Raw genomic sequence first — 15,163 nt, forward strand, 5'->3', positions numbered from 1 at the left:
CTGATAATTTCGCAACTGGGGATGGCCAATTTCACACTGGCCATTAGAAGACACCGCAAGAGACTGAAAACAAACAGAGCCGCCTGATCCAATGACTGGAAGACGACAAGAAATACGCGAGCGAAACCGCCTTTCCCTGATCGAGGCAGTACTCGACTCGGTTGCAGAAAAAGGGATTTCCGAGACTTCCGTCAGCGAAATCATTCAACGCGCCGAACTGTCCCGCGGCATGATTCACCTTCATTTTGGCGGTAAAGACAATTTGGTTGACGAAGCGGCCCGCTATTCATCCGAACAATACTACAATGGAATTTATGACCTGTTGGAAACGACTGGGCAAACCGGACAAGAACATATTGAGATGATTGTTCGGGGCGACTTGAGTGAAGCCATTCTCAATAAGAAAAATGTTTCCATTTGGTACGCGTTTCGAGGCGAGGCCCGAAACAGAGCGGCAATCGCTGCGTTTTCAGATACCCGCGATGCTAAGCTTCGTAATCTGGTTTTCAACGCTTTCGCTCGAATTGCGAAAGAAGCTGGAACCGAACACCCTAATCAAGTTGCTAGGGATGCTACGCACGGCACACTCGCAATGCTGGAAGGCATGTGGACAGATTACCTACTCCACCCGGATTCATTCGATCGCGACGAAGCAATGAGAATTGTTTTTAGATTTCTGCACGCAATGTTCCCGAAACACTTTGACCTACAAGGGGCCCTTTTGTTTGAGTAAAACTTGCGACAAGCTTTCTTTCTGGCCACTTTAGAAGTGGATAGTATCAGTCTTTCAACCAGCGAGATGGATACATGGAAGTGGCACATAATGTTCATTCGAACAGGCTGCAACATTCAGCAAAAAAGCCGCGTACGATCTTCCGGCCATGGCCTTGACGTTGACCTAACTGCCATCACCAACAGCGGTCTCAGGAACACGGTCGTCTCGAACCAACTAACGTGGCGGTTAGCCAAATTGAGTTTCTGAGAAGGTTCATGGCACAAAACGACGAAATTCTTGCTGCGTCTGAAGAAATTTGTTCGGCGCAGAATAGCGTGTTCAACAAGAATCCGAGACCAATGAGCAGCGTATGGTTACTTAGCCATGGCGTTACAGCGATGCGCCCCAATGGTGGGAGCGAAGTGGGCTTGGATGCTATTTGGATTGCATAGAAGAATGCCGCAGAATTTTTTGAATGTGGGATGGTTGAAATGAAGGAACGCATCATCTTCACATTTGGTGACTTTGTTTACGAAGTTGGGTTAGAAAAAGGGACTTTCCTCCCTTGAAGCAAACGGGTCGAAGTCGCACCCAGAGCCACAAACGTATTTCGCCGTATTGGGGGCAGTTGGACGATTGCCCATCACCACACAGACAAATCAGATGGCGCCATCAAAGTTTTTGAGAGCTTGTAAACTTGACTCTAATAGACTTTCGGTGATTGGAAGAGCCAAGACAACTCACCGTCTTTTGTCAAATGACTGGTCAGGTTGTCCGACCAAACAGTTCAGCACCCATGGATAGCTTGTAGTGACATAGTAACCATACTCACCATCCACAGTCATGCCATTGCACTCATCCAGATCGCCAGCCCCGGTGAACTCGTAGTCGTCGATGTATGTCCCGTCCGGAGTGCCACCCGGCCCTTTAGGCGGAGCAGGTCTCGGCGTGGTTTTAAGTTCATAGCCAGAGATCGCCGGTCTAATTTTGCCATCGCTGTCTTTGAATATCGTCCCGTAGATCGGAAAGCCGTCAGCTGCGAAGCCAATAACTGGTGACGGCTTATCAAGGTCGTGATCCAAAAACAGAGCATTTGGATTGGAATGGTAATGATACCTTCCGTCGGGCTGGGCGTGGGCATTGTGAAGATCCACACCAAAATACTGATCGTAGGACGGGGGATCGAGCAGCCAAGGATCCGTGTCTCGACACCCCGCCAAAACGTTGCCATTCTTGTCTGCTCGCGGCCCGCTTGGGCGATAACACCCGGCCGAGAGCAAATCGACCGGCACGCCATTCAACAAAATGGCATCATAACTCCGTTGCGACAGTGCAGTTTGTTTGGGGGCTTTTTCTGGATTTCTGGGAACCCGAAAGGTGCCTGACAATTCCCTTACATCGTTGGCGAAGTTGGCTGTAGGCCCGTTGAAATCATGGTTAGGAATGCCATTGGTCTTAAGAGTACACTGCTGACTATCTGCCGAGATTTCGAGTTCGGAGTTAAAATGTTGCTGGCGGGTGACGTCTTCCACTGAAGCGGAATACACGCCAGCATAGTCCGCGCAATCTGCTGATCGGTTACTGAGCAAGAGATTGGTAATGTCCCGAGCTGCGTTTTGCGCATGAGCCTGAACCGCCGTAAATCCTGTCAGAAGCGCACTGAATGTCAGAACTTTCAATCGCATGGCTCAATCTCCTTGGGCTTTCGTAAACTCCAAAAAAATGTTGGTCGAAGAAAGTAGTCATTGGTCATCCTACCTTCAGAAAGCGACGCGGTCTCCGCCTTTCAAGTCCAGAATTTCCCTTGCTTCATCAGGGGTCGCGACCTGACTGCCCAGATCTTCTACAATACGTCGGATTTTAACGACTTGCTGAGCGTTGCATTCGGCCAGTTTTCCACGAGAGATAAATAGGCTGTCTTCAAGACCGACCCGAAGGTTACCACCCATCTGGCTTGCCGTCGTAGCAAGGGACATCTGTGCTCCACCTGCTCCCAAGACCGACCACCGATAGTCGTCACCGAACAACCGGTCAGCAGTACGTTTCATGAAGATCAGATTGTCGACTTCGGGTCCAATGCCGCCGAGGATGCCAAAGATGAACTGAATGAAGATCGGCGCTTTGAACAGCCCAATGTCCATGCAGAATTTCAGATTGTACAAGTGGCCGACATCATAGCATTCGTGTTCGAATTTTATGTCATGCTGCGCAAGCGTATCCGCCGCCTCGCGAATGTCCCGGAACGTATTGCGAAAGATGTTCTGATCGGAATTCGCGACATAGTCCTTCTCCCAATCAAATTTCCAGTCGTCGTCGCCATACCGGTTGGCCAATGGGTGAAACGAGAAGTTCATCGAACCCATATTCATCGAGCACATTTCTGGGCTGAAAGTCTTAGCCGGGTTGATCCTGTCTTGAATGGATAATGTCAGCGATCCACCGGTCGATAGGTTCACAACCGCGTCGGTGGCCTGTTTGATGCGCGGCAGGAAAGGTGCGAAGTCGTTCGGGTCAACCGATGGAGAACCGTTCTCGGGATTGCGGGCATGAAGATGCAGGATCGACGCTCCAGCCTCGGCGGCCTCGATCGCCTGCCGCGCGATGTCATCATAGGTGTACGGAAGCGCATCCGACATGGTTGGTGTGTGGATCGCTCCTGTTACAGCACATGTAATGATGGTCTTTTTCTGAAGGGCCATAGGTTCAGTTTTCCTTGGATTGTCCGATGTGCTTTACGCGATAGCCCAGCGGAAATAGTTGCAGGTCATAACGGCTGCGGATCACGCCCCAGATACCTTTCGGTGCCTTGAGCATGACGACAATTGCGACCACTCCGAGAACGATCAGGTAGGTTGTTCCGAGGTCGGCCAGCGTTTCGCGCAGCGCAAAGAAAACGAGTGTGCCGATGATTGGTCCTTCGATGGTACCGATGCCGCCGATCACTACGATGAAGATGACGAAGGCGGTCCAGTCATTGACGCTGAACGCGGCATCCGGTGATATGCGCAGCTTTTGCAAGAAGATCAGCGCGCCGATCATTGTCGTGAATGCCGACGTGACGACGTACACTATGAACTTCGTTCGCCAGATATCGATGCCGAGGCTACCGGCAGCCAGTTCGTTGTCGCGAATTGCTGTCAACGCCAAACCTTGGCGCGAGCGCAGGAAGAGATACACGGCGGTTACCACCAGCACGGCGGCCCCGAGTGCCAGCCAATAGCTCAGCGCCTCACGCATCGCGCGCCCGGACGCCAGTGATTTCACGATGGCAACGGGCAGCGAAGATCCTGACCCTCCGCCAAGCGTTGAGATTTGCGCGAAGCTCAGCCGGAAGACTTCAGCGATGACCCAGGTGCCTATTGCAAAATATGCCCCCCGAAGCCTGAAGATCAGGACGGCGACCGGGATCGAGATCAACGCTCCCAGGACCCCTGCGGCTGCGATAGCAACCAATGGATGCAACCCGCCCAGCATCGTCAGTGCAAACAGCATATAGCCGCCGAAGCCCACATAAGCCTGTTGGCCAACCGAGACGAGACCGGCATAACCCGCCATGAGGTTCCAGAGAGTGGCCAGGGACAGGTAAAGAAATAGCTCGCCCATCAGGCGCATGTCGGCGCGGCCTGCCCACCAGGGTGCTGCAATCAGAACAAGCAAACCGATTGCGGCTAGGATCGCCGCAACACGTGCTGCTTTTGATGATCGAGATACAGAGTAGTCCTGCAGGTTCATCCGGAAATCCTCGGGAAGAGGCCGTTCGGACGAACGGCAAGAATGACAAGGAAAGCGATATGGCCGGCTAGCACTTGCCAGCCCGGATCAATCTTGGCTCCGATGGTTTGCGCGACGCCTAGGATGACGCCACCGGCTAATGTGCCCCAAAGGTTTCCGAGCCCACCGATGATGACGGCCTCAAAACCAAAGATCAGGCGACCACCGCCAATCGAAGGATCAAAGCTTGTCCGAATGCCGAGCAGGATACCGGCGATTGCTGTCACGCCGAGAGCCAGCGCCATAGCCAGTCCAAAGATATGCCGGCGATTGAGGCCCATGAGCTGGGCGATGTCTTGATTGTCGGAAACAGCCCGAAATGCACGACCAAGTGCGGTGTGATAGAAAGTCCATTGCAGCCCCCAGATCACCGCAACAGCGATCCCGAAGGTCAAGAGCGGCAGGATGCCAAGCGTCAACCCTCCAACTGCGACGCTGGCAGTTTCGAGTGCACCAGCATCAAGGTCTTGCGGATCAGCGGTGTAGACCTCCAGCAACCCGTTCTGGATAATTACACTAAGCCCAAAGGTCACAAGCAGCGGTGGAAGAATATCGTCGCCCAGAGTTTGGTTCAGCAGGCCGCGTTGAAGGGCATAACCGATTGCCGCCATAGCGGGAACAACGATCACCAATGCGGCCATCGGATGCATCCCCGTCGCGGTCGTCACGGTCAGCCCTAGGTACGCGGCCAGCACAATCAAATCGCCATGAGCAATATTGACGAGCCGCATGACTCCAAAAATCAACGACAGACCTGCGGCAAACAGCGCGTATAGCCCACCCAGCAAAGTTCCCTGCACGATAGCGTTCAGCCATTCCATATTATTCGATCCCGAAATACGCGCGCGAAATGTCTTCGCGCGAAACGGTGTCGGACGCACTTTCTAGCGAAACGCGCCCCTCTTGCAGACAGTAGACCCGGCTTGAAACCGACAGTGCCTTGGTTATGTCCTGTTCGACGATGATTGCGCTCATGCCCTCGCCGATGATGCCGGGCAGCGCTTCGTAGATGTCTTTGATGATGATCGGGGCCAGCCCGAGGCTGATTTCGTCGAAGAGGAGCAGATCGGGATTGGCCATCAACGCGCGCCCGATGGCGACCATCTGCTGCTGACCTCCGGAAAGCGATGTTGAGGCCTGATCTTTGCGCTCATCCAGGATTGGAAACAGGTCGTAGACAGCTTGCAGATCCCAGGGACCTTTGCGCCCAACCTGAGCACCGATCATTAGGTTTTCTTTGACCGATAAAGACGGAAACAGCTGACGACCTTCGGGCACCATCGCCAGACCTAATTCGGCGACTTCATCTGCGCGAAGGCAGCTGATGTCCCTGCCCCTGTATTGGATCTGCTCCGGTTGGTTCGCAAGCAACCCGGTGATGGAACGCATCAGGGTTGTCTTGCCTGCACCGTTCGCACCGATGATGGCCAGAACCTCGCCCTCGCCGACGTCCAGATCGACCTCATAAAGCGCTTGGAAATCACCATAGTAAGAATTCAAACCGCGTGTCTGGAGGATCGGATCAGGCATCAGCTTCGATCCCCAGATAGATTTCTTTGACTTCGGCGCTTTCCATGATTGCCTGCGGCTCTCCCTCGGCGATCTTCTTGCCAAAGTCGATAACGATCAGGCGGTCAACAACGGCCAGCAGCGCATGAACGACATGTTCGATCCAAATGATGGTAACGCCAGAGGCATGGATATCTTTGATGGTCTGAACCAGTGACTTGCACTCGGCTTCGGTCAAACCACCTGCAATCTCATCGAGCAACAGCAGTTTGGGCTTGGCACACAAAGCACGTGTCAGTTCCAGGCGTTTCCGTTCCAGCAATGTCAAGCTTCCGGCAAGAACGTTTGCCTTGGGCAGCAGCTCTGTCTGGTCCAGAACTTCCAGACAAAACCGTTCTGCCTGATGCCCACGCATGCCAGCTGATTGCGTGGCGGCGATCATCGCGTTCTCAAAAACGGTCATTCCCGAAAATGGCTGCGGGACCTGAAAAGAACGTGCAATACCAGCATGGCTGCGCTTTGCCGCGCTCCATTTCGTAACGTTCTGCCCACTGAATTCTATCACCCCGGAATTTGATTTGAGCGTCCCAGTGATCAGATTGAACATCGAGGTTTTGCCGGCACCATTGGGGCCGATTACCCCAAGCGCTTCGCCTTGTTGGACTTCATAGCTCATAGCATCGGCGACAGTGACTGCGCCAAATGCCTTGCTCAGGTCCTGGAGTTTCAAGATCGTCGTCATGCGTCTCTCGGATAGAGGGTTCGGCATCAAGTTTGGTGCCGAATTCCTGGTCAACCCAGCAGTTTCATGTCTGCTGTCACCGGCACTTCGGGCGCGGTGCTGTTTGCTACGATTTGCAGCTCATAGGCGTCTCCGGACTTCTGCCACTGGCCACCGACCAACGGAGTTTTGGTGACGTTGTTCATCGGCCCATCACCCCAGTTCACCGGCCCCACAATTGTGTTCAGGTTGGTGGATGTGATTGCCGAAATGATCGAAGACGGGTCTTCCAGATCATCAGCCCGTTTGATGACGTCCGCGACGACCTCGAACAGAGCGTGTTTAAAGCCAAGGGGTTGAGTCCAAGGACGGCCCGACTTTGCCGTATAACCTTCGGCAAGGTCCTTCGCAGAAATACCTGTGAGTGAGGACGAGAACGGATGATGCGGTGACCACCAGACCTCGGTCGATAGCCCGTCACCACGGTCACCCAGCGACTCAATGACGGATGGGAACAGAAGTGCCTTGCCAATGGTCACGACCTTGGGGTTGAAGCCTTGCTGGGCGGCCTGGCTCCAGAACGTTGCGAAATCGGGGGGGATCATGTTGCCAGTGACGATTTCGCAGCCAGCAGCCTTGAACGCTGCGATCTGGTTTGAGAAGTCATCGGACAGAGGCTGATAGCGACCGGGATCGGTGAGCGAGTATCCGGCGGCGGCGAGCGGTTTAGGCAGGCCCAGTTCCGCATCGCCCCAAGCATTACCGTCGGCATCGTTGGGGAAAAGACCACCAACTGTCTTGTTCACGCCAGTTTTGTCCCACATATCAAGGAATGCGGCGATCACATCCTCAAGGCCCCAGAAGAAGTGATAGGTGGTTTCAAAACCCTCACCGGGAACGCCGTTGCGACCAAAGAAATACGGCTGCCACGGACAGTCGGTAGTGATGCAGGGAACTTCGTTGATCTCTGCCTGGTCGGCGACAGGGTTCACTGTGTCCGGAGTTGACGCCGCCACGATGATATCAACTTCATCACCTAGGATCAGGTCTGCGGCGACTTCTGCTGCTCGGTTCGGGTTGGACTGGCTGTCTTTCGAGATGATCTCGATATTCCAAGTTTTTCCGTTGTTGTCCAACCCGGCTGAGAACACTTGTTGGATGGCCTGAAGCACGTATTCATCAGCCTCGGCAAAACCAGCCAGCGGTCCGGTGCGCGGGCTGACATTGCCGACACGCAAGGTCGGGTTCGCAGCATAAGCACGCGTCGCCCTCAGGATTGCCGGTGCCGCAATTGCTGCCGTTGCCCCGGCGATGAAACTACGCCTGGTGGCCGTTTTGAATGTCCTTGTCATTGCGTCCTCCCTTCACCGGCCTCCCGCCAGTGTTTGATTGATCTAACAAAGTCTTTTCGAGATTTTTCAGATGTTTCGCGACACGTTGGCGAACCTGATCTGCCTCGCCCTCGGCCCATGTCCTGAACCCTTCGCCGGATTTCATGCCCAGCTTGCCCGCTTCGACAAGCGACTTAAGATAGGATGAAGGGCCCCTTTGTGCCTCAAGATCGTGCAGCACGTTTTCGTGGATATCGAGCGTCAGGTCAGTGCCGACCAGATCCGCGTTCTCCAGCGGACCAAGAACAGCAAGCCTGCGCCCGAAGCTGGACTTGATCACGGTATCGACGGCTTCGGCGTCACAAATACCGTTTTCCACCAGACTGACCGCTTCGCGCCACAACGCATGTTGAAGGCGATTGCCGATAAAGCCGGGCACATCTTTTTCGACCATAACCGGCGTTTTCCCGGCATCTTTCAGCAGATCGAACATCGTCTGTGCGATCTCAGGGTCTGTCCACTGGGTCTTGATGACCTCGACCAAAGGGATCAGGTGCGGCGGGTTCCACCAATGGGTTCCCAATGCTCGGTTTTTCAGCCGCAAACCGGACATGATCTGGGTGATTGGCATGACCGAGGTATTCGACGCGAGTATGCAAGTTTCTGGTGCATGCGCCTCGATCTCTGCAAAGATCGCTTGCTTGAGCTCGAGCTTTTCGGGTGCGGCTTCGAACACAGCATCAGCGTTTCGCACAGTACCTTCCGTCGTCGCAAAAATCTCAATCATCTTGAGGGTTTTCGTGATTGTAACCTCATCATCCCCCATTGCGGCCATACTGGCGCGAATGCGGTTGGGCACGGTGACGCGCGCTTCTTCCACGGGATCGGTAATGGCGACATATTGGCCCGCCTTCGCCAAGGTAAGGGCAATGCCGTGACCCATCAGGCCAGCACCAATCACTGCCAATTGCTGTTTCTTACGCACCATCCCTTAGCCCGCCGTATATCCGCCATCGGCATGCAGGATATGCCCGGTGTAAAAATCAGATGCGCGCGACGCGAGAAACAGGAGCGGACCCGCAAGATCTTCTGGCTCACCCAGCCGCCCCTTAGGAACACGGGTCAGGAAACCATCGCGCACTGCCTTCGCTTCGTCGGTGTCTTCAAACATCCAAGCCGTCAAAGGCGAACGGAACACTGTCGGTGCGATCGCGTTGACGGTGATCCCTGTCGGACCCAGCTCACATCCCAAGGCTTTGGTTATCCCGTTCACGGCGGCCTTTGACGCGCAATACGCCGTGTATCCGGCAGGGTGCCCAAGGATGCTGCGCGCGGAACTGACGAATATGATCTTGCCATATTCGCTTTGCTTCATGTGCGCTGCCGCTGCGCGCGCCAACAGCCAGCTTTGGTTCACGTTGGCGTCCATCACTGCACCAAAGGTTTCCGGCGCCATGTCGTTGATCAGAGCAACTTTGTTCATACCGGACGCGACAACGAGAATGTCGAGCTTGCCAAAGGTGTTGACGGCCTCATCAACCAATGCGTCACACGATGCTTCATCGGTCGGTCGGGTATTGATGGTCACGACCGTTGCACCAAGTGCCTCGCACTCTTTGGCAATGCTATCGAGCGCCTCTTGGTTTCCCGCCGCCAAAAGAAGGTTGCAACCAGCCCCGGCCAAGACGCGTGCCGCAACCATTCCAAATGCGCCCGAAGCTCCGGTGATCAATGCGACGTTGTCTCTGACGTCAAACATCTTGAGTGGATCAGACATTCTTTTCGTCCTTAGCTTTCTGGCGGATACGGAATGACCACCAGCATTTTGCAGGTGTGGTTGGCGCGGTTTTCAATTTTGCGCACTTCACCCGGTGCGATCGTGCAGCTGTCCATGGGTCCAAGACTGGTTTCTGTGCCGTCAACGATAACGGTCATTTCACCCTCCAGAACGATGTAGACTTTCTCAAAAGGCGTAGAGTCCGGCCCTGCGCCACCGCCCGGAAGGAACTGACTGAAGCCGACCCACTGATTTGTCGGCCCGCCTTCTTCAAACCCCTGCAAGCGAAGCCCGTGACATCCGAAGTGGCTCGGTGCTTCGTAAGGTTGGGCGTCCTGAAACCGCTTCAGATGCATGTCCGTCTCCGCTCAGTTGCAATGGCGGCCGCCGGCGAACCGGCGACCGGTCCGTGAGTGTTCAGAAATCTTCGCCAGCCTCGATGCGGTAGGATTGGTTCTTATCGATCATCGCCACCAGTCGGATAATGCAGCCATCGCCGCGGTCCCAATTCCACGGAAAGAACGCGAAGGTACACCGCTTGCCGGTCACCGCATCCAGATCCCCACCAACATTTTCGATGCCGAGAATGCCTTTGGAAAACAGCATATTGTGAACCGGTTCCCACTCAGGGAAATCAACCTCCCATGGCGTGCCGCCTGACCACTCAAGATACTCTTTTTCGAGGTGTGGCATGATCGGACCGTTTCGCTGCGGACCGATGGCAGTTGCCAGCGGGTGATCGTTCGCCTGGGTATCGTGGCCAACGACTTTCACACCTTTCTCGATCATCCACTCGGCAGCAGAAGGAACGAGACCCGGGCAATAAGCAAAATAGTCACCGTCTTCGTACTGCTTATGCCAACCGGTGTTGATGATCAGAACGTCGCCCTTGCGGATTGAGTGCCCGCAAGCCTTCTCCAGATCATCTCCCGTGATTTGCTCCCACTTCTTCTTGGGAACCGAGACTACCAATCCCGAACCGAAGAAATGCGGCAGCGGCACCTCGTCGATGAACGGCGTTCCCTGAACAACATGGGCCGGTGCATCAATATGAGTGGTAACGTGCATCGTCGTCGTAATCGTCTGAGACAACACGCCTGACTTGGCCATGTAGTGCTTTCGGTCGATCTGGACGTCCTTGAAATACGGCCAGTTGGGGCACTGAAACCCGTATCTGTGGCTCAGGTTATAAAACTCAAGCCCCATGTCGTTGTCGGTGTTTGCCTGAAACTCAATGCCACGGATTTCGACCATTGGGCACATCTCCTTTGTTCGCCGACAACGCGGCGGTGTTCGCTTTTCAATTGTCTGGGTGGCCTCCCCACCTGTCCCGTATGATGATGCATACGCACCGCATTATGGTCAACATAAAAACTCACTATACGGTTGACTTGCACCGCATTGTGATACAACACTAAAAAATCGCTAGGTATCCAGAGCTACGATACCAAGGCAGGATGAGGTAGGTTAAATGTCTGAAAAAGCGGATAAAGGTGGCATTCAGGTTATTTCCAGAGCGGCCTCGATTTTGCGTGTTCTGAAAGAAAACCAATCCGGAATGAGCTTGGGAAAAATCGCCGAGCGTGTTGACCTGCCCCGCTCTACGGTACAGAGAATCACAAGCGCTCTTGCCGAGGAAAACCTTGTCATAGCGGATGCAAATGGGGGTGGTTTGAGGCTCGGTCCCGAACTAAGCGCTCTCGCGGGCGCGGCGCAGTACAGCATCGTCGAACACTGCCGTCTGCTTTTGACGGAACTGACCCAAAAGACCGGGGAAACCACAGACCTAGCCGTCATGCGCGGTATCGGCATGGTTTTCTTAGATCAGGTCCCAGGCGTCTATCGATTGACGACCGTTTCGCAAGTGGGTGAGGTTTTTCCACTGACCACCACTGCAAATGGGAAAGCTTGTCTCGCTCAACTCGATGAAGGAGATGCAACAAAGCTTATTCAAAACGAATGGGAACGGAATGGTATCCAAAGAAACTTGGATGAGTTCCTTTCCGAACTGGACATGGTCCGCGAACGGGGCCTAGCTTATGATTTGGACGAGCATTCTGCTGGTGTATCGGCTATCGGGTTTTCTTTTGTCGACTGGGTGGGAGACCCGCACGCGATCTCAATTCCAGTACCAACGACGCGATTTGCACGGCAAAGAGCAACCATCGAACAAGCGCTAATTGAGACGTCCACAAACATTCATCAAACCTTCCAATAAGCTTGTGAAGCTGACTTGAGGCAGGTTGGGTCTCACGACCGATCTTGTCTGGCAGCCCGCGCTTCCAACGGAAAAAGTTCATACGTTGCAACCAACGGATTGCGGCTAGTTCCGCATGGTCGCGTAGGTTGAAATTCGTCTTGAATCGCAAGTATTGCAACCATTGGATATTTTGTGCCACCATAACTAACCATGAACATAGCAGAGCGGGTGTTATGTGAAGCGATCTCTGGTTGAGTGGTCCGTCCACAGCCTACCGGCCCAATCACCTAACACCATATTAAGCGGCTTTTTCCCGCCCCATTGATCTTGTTCGCTCAGTCCGATATTCAGATCGGCTGCGTTTTCGGCCGTCTATCCGAGCCCAGCCCAAAACCAACGAGCCAACCGATGGAGGGTGCCATGTAGTTCAGAAACTGCATGAAAGGCCAATGACATGGCCCATTACAAACGCAAACGTCCCCGTACCGTACTTGGGAACGGGGACTCACGCCTAGGTCTGAGCCATCGTCTCGGAAAAGACCCGGATGATGTCCGATGGCTTGGCAATTGGCCACGCTTTCACGACATCACCTGTCAAACGCGTCCGACGAGACACAAATCCAAGGCTCTTGCGTTCGGCATCCTGAAAGGCGCTGATCCTGACGACCTAGTCTGGCCCGATGGGCGCAAAGACGCTGCCTTCCCCATCGGGCAACCCTATTAGACAACACCGCGTCCCCGGCTACGCCTGCGGGCCGCACCACTATTGTCGAATAGCATTGCCTCGCCCCCATCCGCGTTCGCCACGTGGCAGATCAGCAGGAACAGGCGCCTTCGGCGTCTGATCTGCAAATCAACCCCAATTTTCCCAAAAGGAAGTCAGGATCAATGAAATCTGTCTAAGTGCTGGATGAAGGAAGTGAGGCGAAAATGGCAAGGTTCTCTCGCTGGTGGCAGAACTATGTGTCGCCTTACAAAAAGTGTGGAACGTCACTGATTCCTGACTCAATCGACTTAGAAAACCTCAACAAATGGGTAAATCGCGTCAGTCAATTCTGACCCAAACGTCAAGCATTTCTGACCCAATAACGGTAGTCGACATTTACTGCGACTGCGAAGATTGGCGGCAGGAAAACCCTAACTTCCGGACAAAACCTTCCGTTAAATGAACTGGCATCAAGGTCTGCTTTGTTAGGTTCGCGGCTGTAGCGGAATTTACCAATGGTGGTGAAGCAAGATCATACGTTAGATTCATCCTGATCCAGCGCAGTGCGCTTGATCTCTGTATGCCGCAAAATTACCATCTCTTTGGACTTTGCAATGAACGTTTTTATTGTGTCGAAAGAAGGAATGATGACGAAACAGCGTGTTGGCACGGTCTTAGGCGGACTGGTATTTCTTTCGGGCTTGATGGCATTTTTCGGTATCCCGGGTGTCATCCCCGCAGTATCAGAGTTCCTGAAACCAAAACTCGAAGATGTCGTCTACTGTAATGTCGGAGATCAGGAGCGCTGTGGTGATGTCCTTTTAGATGACGTGCCAAAAACGACTGTTCTTACCGCAAACCGGCTCACCCTAGGTGACGACATCAGGTTGCCAGCCGGGACCGTCATCATCGCAAACGAGATTGAGCTTGGAGGTCGAGTCTTAAACGCCGACAGTCATTTGGCCCTCTTTGCTCGCGAAATCCGAAATGGACGGATCCGCGTGTCGATGTCACCTTCGACACGTCCCATAGGGCCGATCGATGGCGGAGACGGAGCAAATGGTGGTGTTGTTCTGGCGGCCTTCGGGACCTTCGCCTCAACACTGCGATTTGAACTTGGCGGAGGTGACGGTGCATCTGGAAGCCAAGGCCCTGCGGGCACGGATGGTCGTGACGGCAACTGTGGCGGTTTCGGGGCCTATCGAGGAGCGCATGCGGGAGGTGATGGCGGAAACGGCGGTTCCGGCGGCAACGCAGGCGACGGCGGCACGATAGACCTCCTGTTTGGCGAAGGACTAGTCAGCGGCGATCAACTGATCGTTGCGGCCGGAAGCCCTGGGGGGGGGGGCGCAGGCGGCAGGCAAGGTCGAGGTGGCACCGGTTGCACCGGTCTAGGTGGATCGCAAGAGAATGAGAGTGACGGAAGGCCGGGTGCAACAGGGAAGCAAGGCAGCACCGGTGCGATTGGAACAAAAAACGTTGTCGGTCCTGATCTCGCGGCAGTAATCCGCCTTTCGGCGGTGATAGTTGACACCCCTCCTGCTAATTTTGAAGAGGCGCGTCAGATCGCTGGTCCGTTCTTCACTCAATAGCGGTCGTACTTGAACCGAAAGATCAACTTTCGGCACCGCATGAATCGCGAGAGCATTAAGTTGTGCAAAAAATATCAATTTGAGGCACAAATTCCGGTTGCTTCTTGATCGAGGAGATGACAGCTGCACGAGTCGACAGTGACCTTGCGGCAGAGCAATCACGTTAGGCGCTTATAAAAGTTTGAAATGCCAAACAGGTTAAACCTTGAGCGTGATCATGCCGAAATCAAATGCTCAAAGTGGTGTTACCGCATCCGCTACCGTGGCGACCATCGGCTGTGAAAAGCAACTTCAGACAGGTTGCTTTTTCGAAGTGTAGCTGAGCCTGACGTCGCCCAACAAATCCAGTGGCGGAGTGGAAAAGCTCGGTGAGATCGCAAAGATGGGCGCTTGATATCTGGAGGCTCCCGGTCATCAGCACGACTTTCCATGAGCAGGGGTCAGGCTTGAATTGGACATCAAAACTTAATTGGGCGGGATATGGGAAGACAAGTAAAAACTGATGATTGGTTATTGAAAGTAGTGATTAACGCCTTGAACATCTTTAAATGCAACTTAACCAAACTGTCCTCATCAACTTCAGACTAGTGAAATCAATTTCCTACAGGTGTTCGTGAATCAATTGACTTACTTGGTGATCTAAATTGAACACGAAACATTTCAGAATGTTGAGTGTCACGCACGTATCCGCCGCGAATTCGAGTTCGTCTTGGAGGAACCGAAGTTCGATTCCGCGGATCGAAAAACAGCAAAAAAAGGTGCTAGAGTGCAAATTTACTTAATATAATCAATAACTTAATTGGCTTCCGAGTTTTAGATTGAAAATTTTTCTTGCCAAAAT

Annotated in this window: 16 protein-coding genes and 1 pseudogene; 6 read left to right on the forward strand and 11 right to left on the reverse strand. The window is 53.6% G+C overall.

Translation table 11 applies throughout. The features are described from left to right. Window positions 1-91: 91 nt before the first annotated feature. From ACR0MJ_RS15070 to ACR0MJ_RS15080, 3 genes and pseudogenes are all read left to right on the forward strand, one after another. The gene (locus tag ACR0MJ_RS15070; protein ID WP_170402650.1) at window positions 92-733 is read left to right on the forward strand and encodes a TetR family transcriptional regulator C-terminal domain-containing protein; all 642 of its coding nucleotides are present in this window, start codon (window positions 92-94) and stop codon (window positions 731-733) included. A 257-nt stretch (window positions 734-990) separates the two neighbouring features. After that, a complete protein-coding gene (locus tag ACR0MJ_RS15075; protein ID WP_480761564.1) occupies window positions 991-1,167 on the forward strand; it encodes a hypothetical protein in 177 nt (58 codons plus the stop codon). A gap of 141 nt (window positions 1,168-1,308) precedes the next feature. Continuing rightward, window positions 1,309-1,410 (forward strand): annotated as a pseudogene (locus tag ACR0MJ_RS15080) (nuclear transport factor 2 family protein); the annotation flags it as partial. Window positions 1,411-1,455: 45 nt separating this feature from the next. Here ACR0MJ_RS15080 and ACR0MJ_RS15085 read toward each other — a convergent pair. From ACR0MJ_RS15085 to ACR0MJ_RS15135, 11 genes are all read right to left on the reverse strand, one after another. Further along, on the reverse strand, window positions 1,456-2,400 hold the full coding sequence (locus tag ACR0MJ_RS15085) for a YHYH protein (protein ID WP_480761566.1): 945 nt from the start codon (window positions 2,398-2,400) through the stop codon (window positions 1,456-1,458). Window positions 2,401-2,475: 75 nt separating this feature from the next. Next, on the reverse strand, window positions 2,476-3,414 hold the full coding sequence (gene kce, locus ACR0MJ_RS15090) for a 3,5-dioxohexanoate:acetyl-CoA acetone transferase (RefSeq protein ID WP_480761569.1): 939 nt from the start codon (window positions 3,412-3,414) through the stop codon (window positions 2,476-2,478). A gap of 4 nt (window positions 3,415-3,418) precedes the next feature. After that, complete coding sequence (locus tag ACR0MJ_RS15095; RefSeq protein ID WP_480761570.1) at window positions 3,419-4,447, reverse strand: branched-chain amino acid ABC transporter permease; 1,029 nt, start codon at window positions 4,445-4,447, stop codon at window positions 3,419-3,421. Continuing rightward, window positions 4,444-5,307, reverse strand: a complete 864-nt coding sequence (locus ACR0MJ_RS15100; protein WP_480761572.1) for a branched-chain amino acid ABC transporter permease — start codon at window positions 5,305-5,307, stop codon at window positions 4,444-4,446. The genes ACR0MJ_RS15095 and ACR0MJ_RS15100 overlap by 4 nt, the downstream gene beginning before the upstream one ends. A 1-nt stretch (window position 5,308) precedes the next feature. Next, window positions 5,309-6,016: a branched-chain amino acid ABC transporter ATP-binding protein gene (locus tag ACR0MJ_RS15105; RefSeq protein WP_170402669.1), complete on the reverse strand. Its 708-nt coding sequence runs from the start codon at window positions 6,014-6,016 to the stop codon at window positions 5,309-5,311. Further along, entirely contained in the window at window positions 6,009-6,737 is a 729-nt protein-coding gene (locus tag ACR0MJ_RS15110) for an ABC transporter ATP-binding protein (RefSeq protein ID WP_170402672.1), read from the reverse strand. The genes ACR0MJ_RS15105 and ACR0MJ_RS15110 overlap by 8 nt, the downstream gene beginning before the upstream one ends. A gap of 50 nt (window positions 6,738-6,787) precedes the next feature. Then, entirely contained in the window at window positions 6,788-8,068 is a 1,281-nt protein-coding gene (locus ACR0MJ_RS15115) for an ABC transporter substrate-binding protein (RefSeq protein WP_480761577.1), read from the reverse strand. Then, entirely contained in the window at window positions 8,034-9,035 is a 1,002-nt protein-coding gene (locus tag ACR0MJ_RS15120; RefSeq protein WP_480761579.1) for a 3-hydroxyacyl-CoA dehydrogenase family protein, read from the reverse strand. Before ACR0MJ_RS15120 ends, ACR0MJ_RS15115 begins: the two co-directional genes overlap by 35 nt. 3 nt (window positions 9,036-9,038) lie before the next feature. After that, window positions 9,039-9,824 (reverse strand): SDR family oxidoreductase, encoded by a 786-nt coding sequence (locus tag ACR0MJ_RS15125; RefSeq protein ID WP_170733656.1) that lies wholly within the window; start codon window positions 9,822-9,824, stop codon window positions 9,039-9,041. Between the two features lie 11 nt (window positions 9,825-9,835). Continuing rightward, window positions 9,836-10,180, reverse strand: coding sequence for a cupin domain-containing protein (locus ACR0MJ_RS15130; RefSeq protein WP_170402686.1), 345 nt, complete (start codon window positions 10,178-10,180; stop codon window positions 9,836-9,838). Window positions 10,181-10,241: 61 nt separating this feature from the next. Then, window positions 10,242-11,078 (reverse strand): cyclase family protein, encoded by an 837-nt coding sequence (locus ACR0MJ_RS15135; RefSeq protein WP_480707254.1) that lies wholly within the window; start codon window positions 11,076-11,078, stop codon window positions 10,242-10,244. Window positions 11,079-11,295: 217 nt separating this feature from the next. On the opposite strand from ACR0MJ_RS15135, the gene ACR0MJ_RS15140 reads away from it, so the two are divergent. The 3 genes from ACR0MJ_RS15140 (at window position 11,296) to ACR0MJ_RS15150 (ending at window position 14,322) form a co-directional block, all read left to right on the forward strand. Beyond that, on the forward strand, window positions 11,296-12,042 hold the full coding sequence (locus ACR0MJ_RS15140) for an IclR family transcriptional regulator (RefSeq protein ID WP_480761582.1): 747 nt from the start codon (window positions 11,296-11,298) through the stop codon (window positions 12,040-12,042). 436 nt (window positions 12,043-12,478) lie between these two features. Then, window positions 12,479-12,748, forward strand: a complete 270-nt coding sequence (locus ACR0MJ_RS15145; protein WP_170402692.1) for a hypothetical protein — start codon at window positions 12,479-12,481, stop codon at window positions 12,746-12,748. A 596-nt stretch (window positions 12,749-13,344) separates the two neighbouring features. Beyond that, window positions 13,345-14,322: a hypothetical protein gene (locus ACR0MJ_RS15150; protein ID WP_480761585.1), complete on the forward strand. Its 978-nt coding sequence runs from the start codon at window positions 13,345-13,347 to the stop codon at window positions 14,320-14,322. Window positions 14,323-15,163 lie beyond the last annotated feature (841 nt).

This window comes from Ruegeria sp. C6, assembly GCF_056537625.1.

Bases quoted from the DNA above. Each gene is read 5' to 3' on its own strand.
- ACR0MJ_RS15070 (WP_170402650.1), top strand. From the start codon at position 92: ATGACTGGAAGACGACAAGAAATACGCGAGCGAAACCGCCTTTCCCTG.
- ACR0MJ_RS15075 (WP_480761564.1), top strand. From the start codon at position 991: ATGGCACAAAACGACGAAATTCTTGCTGCGTCTGAAGAAATTTGTTCG.
- ACR0MJ_RS15085 (WP_480761566.1), bottom strand. From the start codon at position 2,400: ATGCGATTGAAAGTTCTGACATTCAGTGCGCTTCTGACAGGATTTACG.
- kce (WP_480761569.1), bottom strand. From the start codon at position 3,414: ATGGCCCTTCAGAAAAAGACCATCATTACATGTGCTGTAACAGGAGCG.
- ACR0MJ_RS15095 (WP_480761570.1), bottom strand. From the start codon at position 4,447: ATGAACCTGCAGGACTACTCTGTATCTCGATCATCAAAAGCAGCACGT.
- ACR0MJ_RS15100 (WP_480761572.1), bottom strand. From the start codon at position 5,307: ATGGAATGGCTGAACGCTATCGTGCAGGGAACTTTGCTGGGTGGGCTA.
- ACR0MJ_RS15105 (WP_170402669.1), bottom strand. From the start codon at position 6,016: ATGCCTGATCCGATCCTCCAGACACGCGGTTTGAATTCTTACTATGGT.
- ACR0MJ_RS15110 (WP_170402672.1), bottom strand. From the start codon at position 6,737: ATGACGACGATCTTGAAACTCCAGGACCTGAGCAAGGCATTTGGCGCA.
- ACR0MJ_RS15115 (WP_480761577.1), bottom strand. From the start codon at position 8,068: ATGACAAGGACATTCAAAACGGCCACCAGGCGTAGTTTCATCGCCGGG.
- ACR0MJ_RS15120 (WP_480761579.1), bottom strand. From the start codon at position 9,035: ATGGTGCGTAAGAAACAGCAATTGGCAGTGATTGGTGCTGGCCTGATG.
- ACR0MJ_RS15125 (WP_170733656.1), bottom strand. From the start codon at position 9,824: ATGTCTGATCCACTCAAGATGTTTGACGTCAGAGACAACGTCGCATTG.
- ACR0MJ_RS15130 (WP_170402686.1), bottom strand. From the start codon at position 10,180: ATGCATCTGAAGCGGTTTCAGGACGCCCAACCTTACGAAGCACCGAGC.
- ACR0MJ_RS15135 (WP_480707254.1), bottom strand. From the start codon at position 11,078: ATGGTCGAAATCCGTGGCATTGAGTTTCAGGCAAACACCGACAACGAC.
- ACR0MJ_RS15140 (WP_480761582.1), top strand. From the start codon at position 11,296: ATGTCTGAAAAAGCGGATAAAGGTGGCATTCAGGTTATTTCCAGAGCG.
- ACR0MJ_RS15145 (WP_170402692.1), top strand. From the start codon at position 12,479: ATGGCCCATTACAAACGCAAACGTCCCCGTACCGTACTTGGGAACGGG.
- ACR0MJ_RS15150 (WP_480761585.1), top strand. From the start codon at position 13,345: ATGAACGTTTTTATTGTGTCGAAAGAAGGAATGATGACGAAACAGCGT.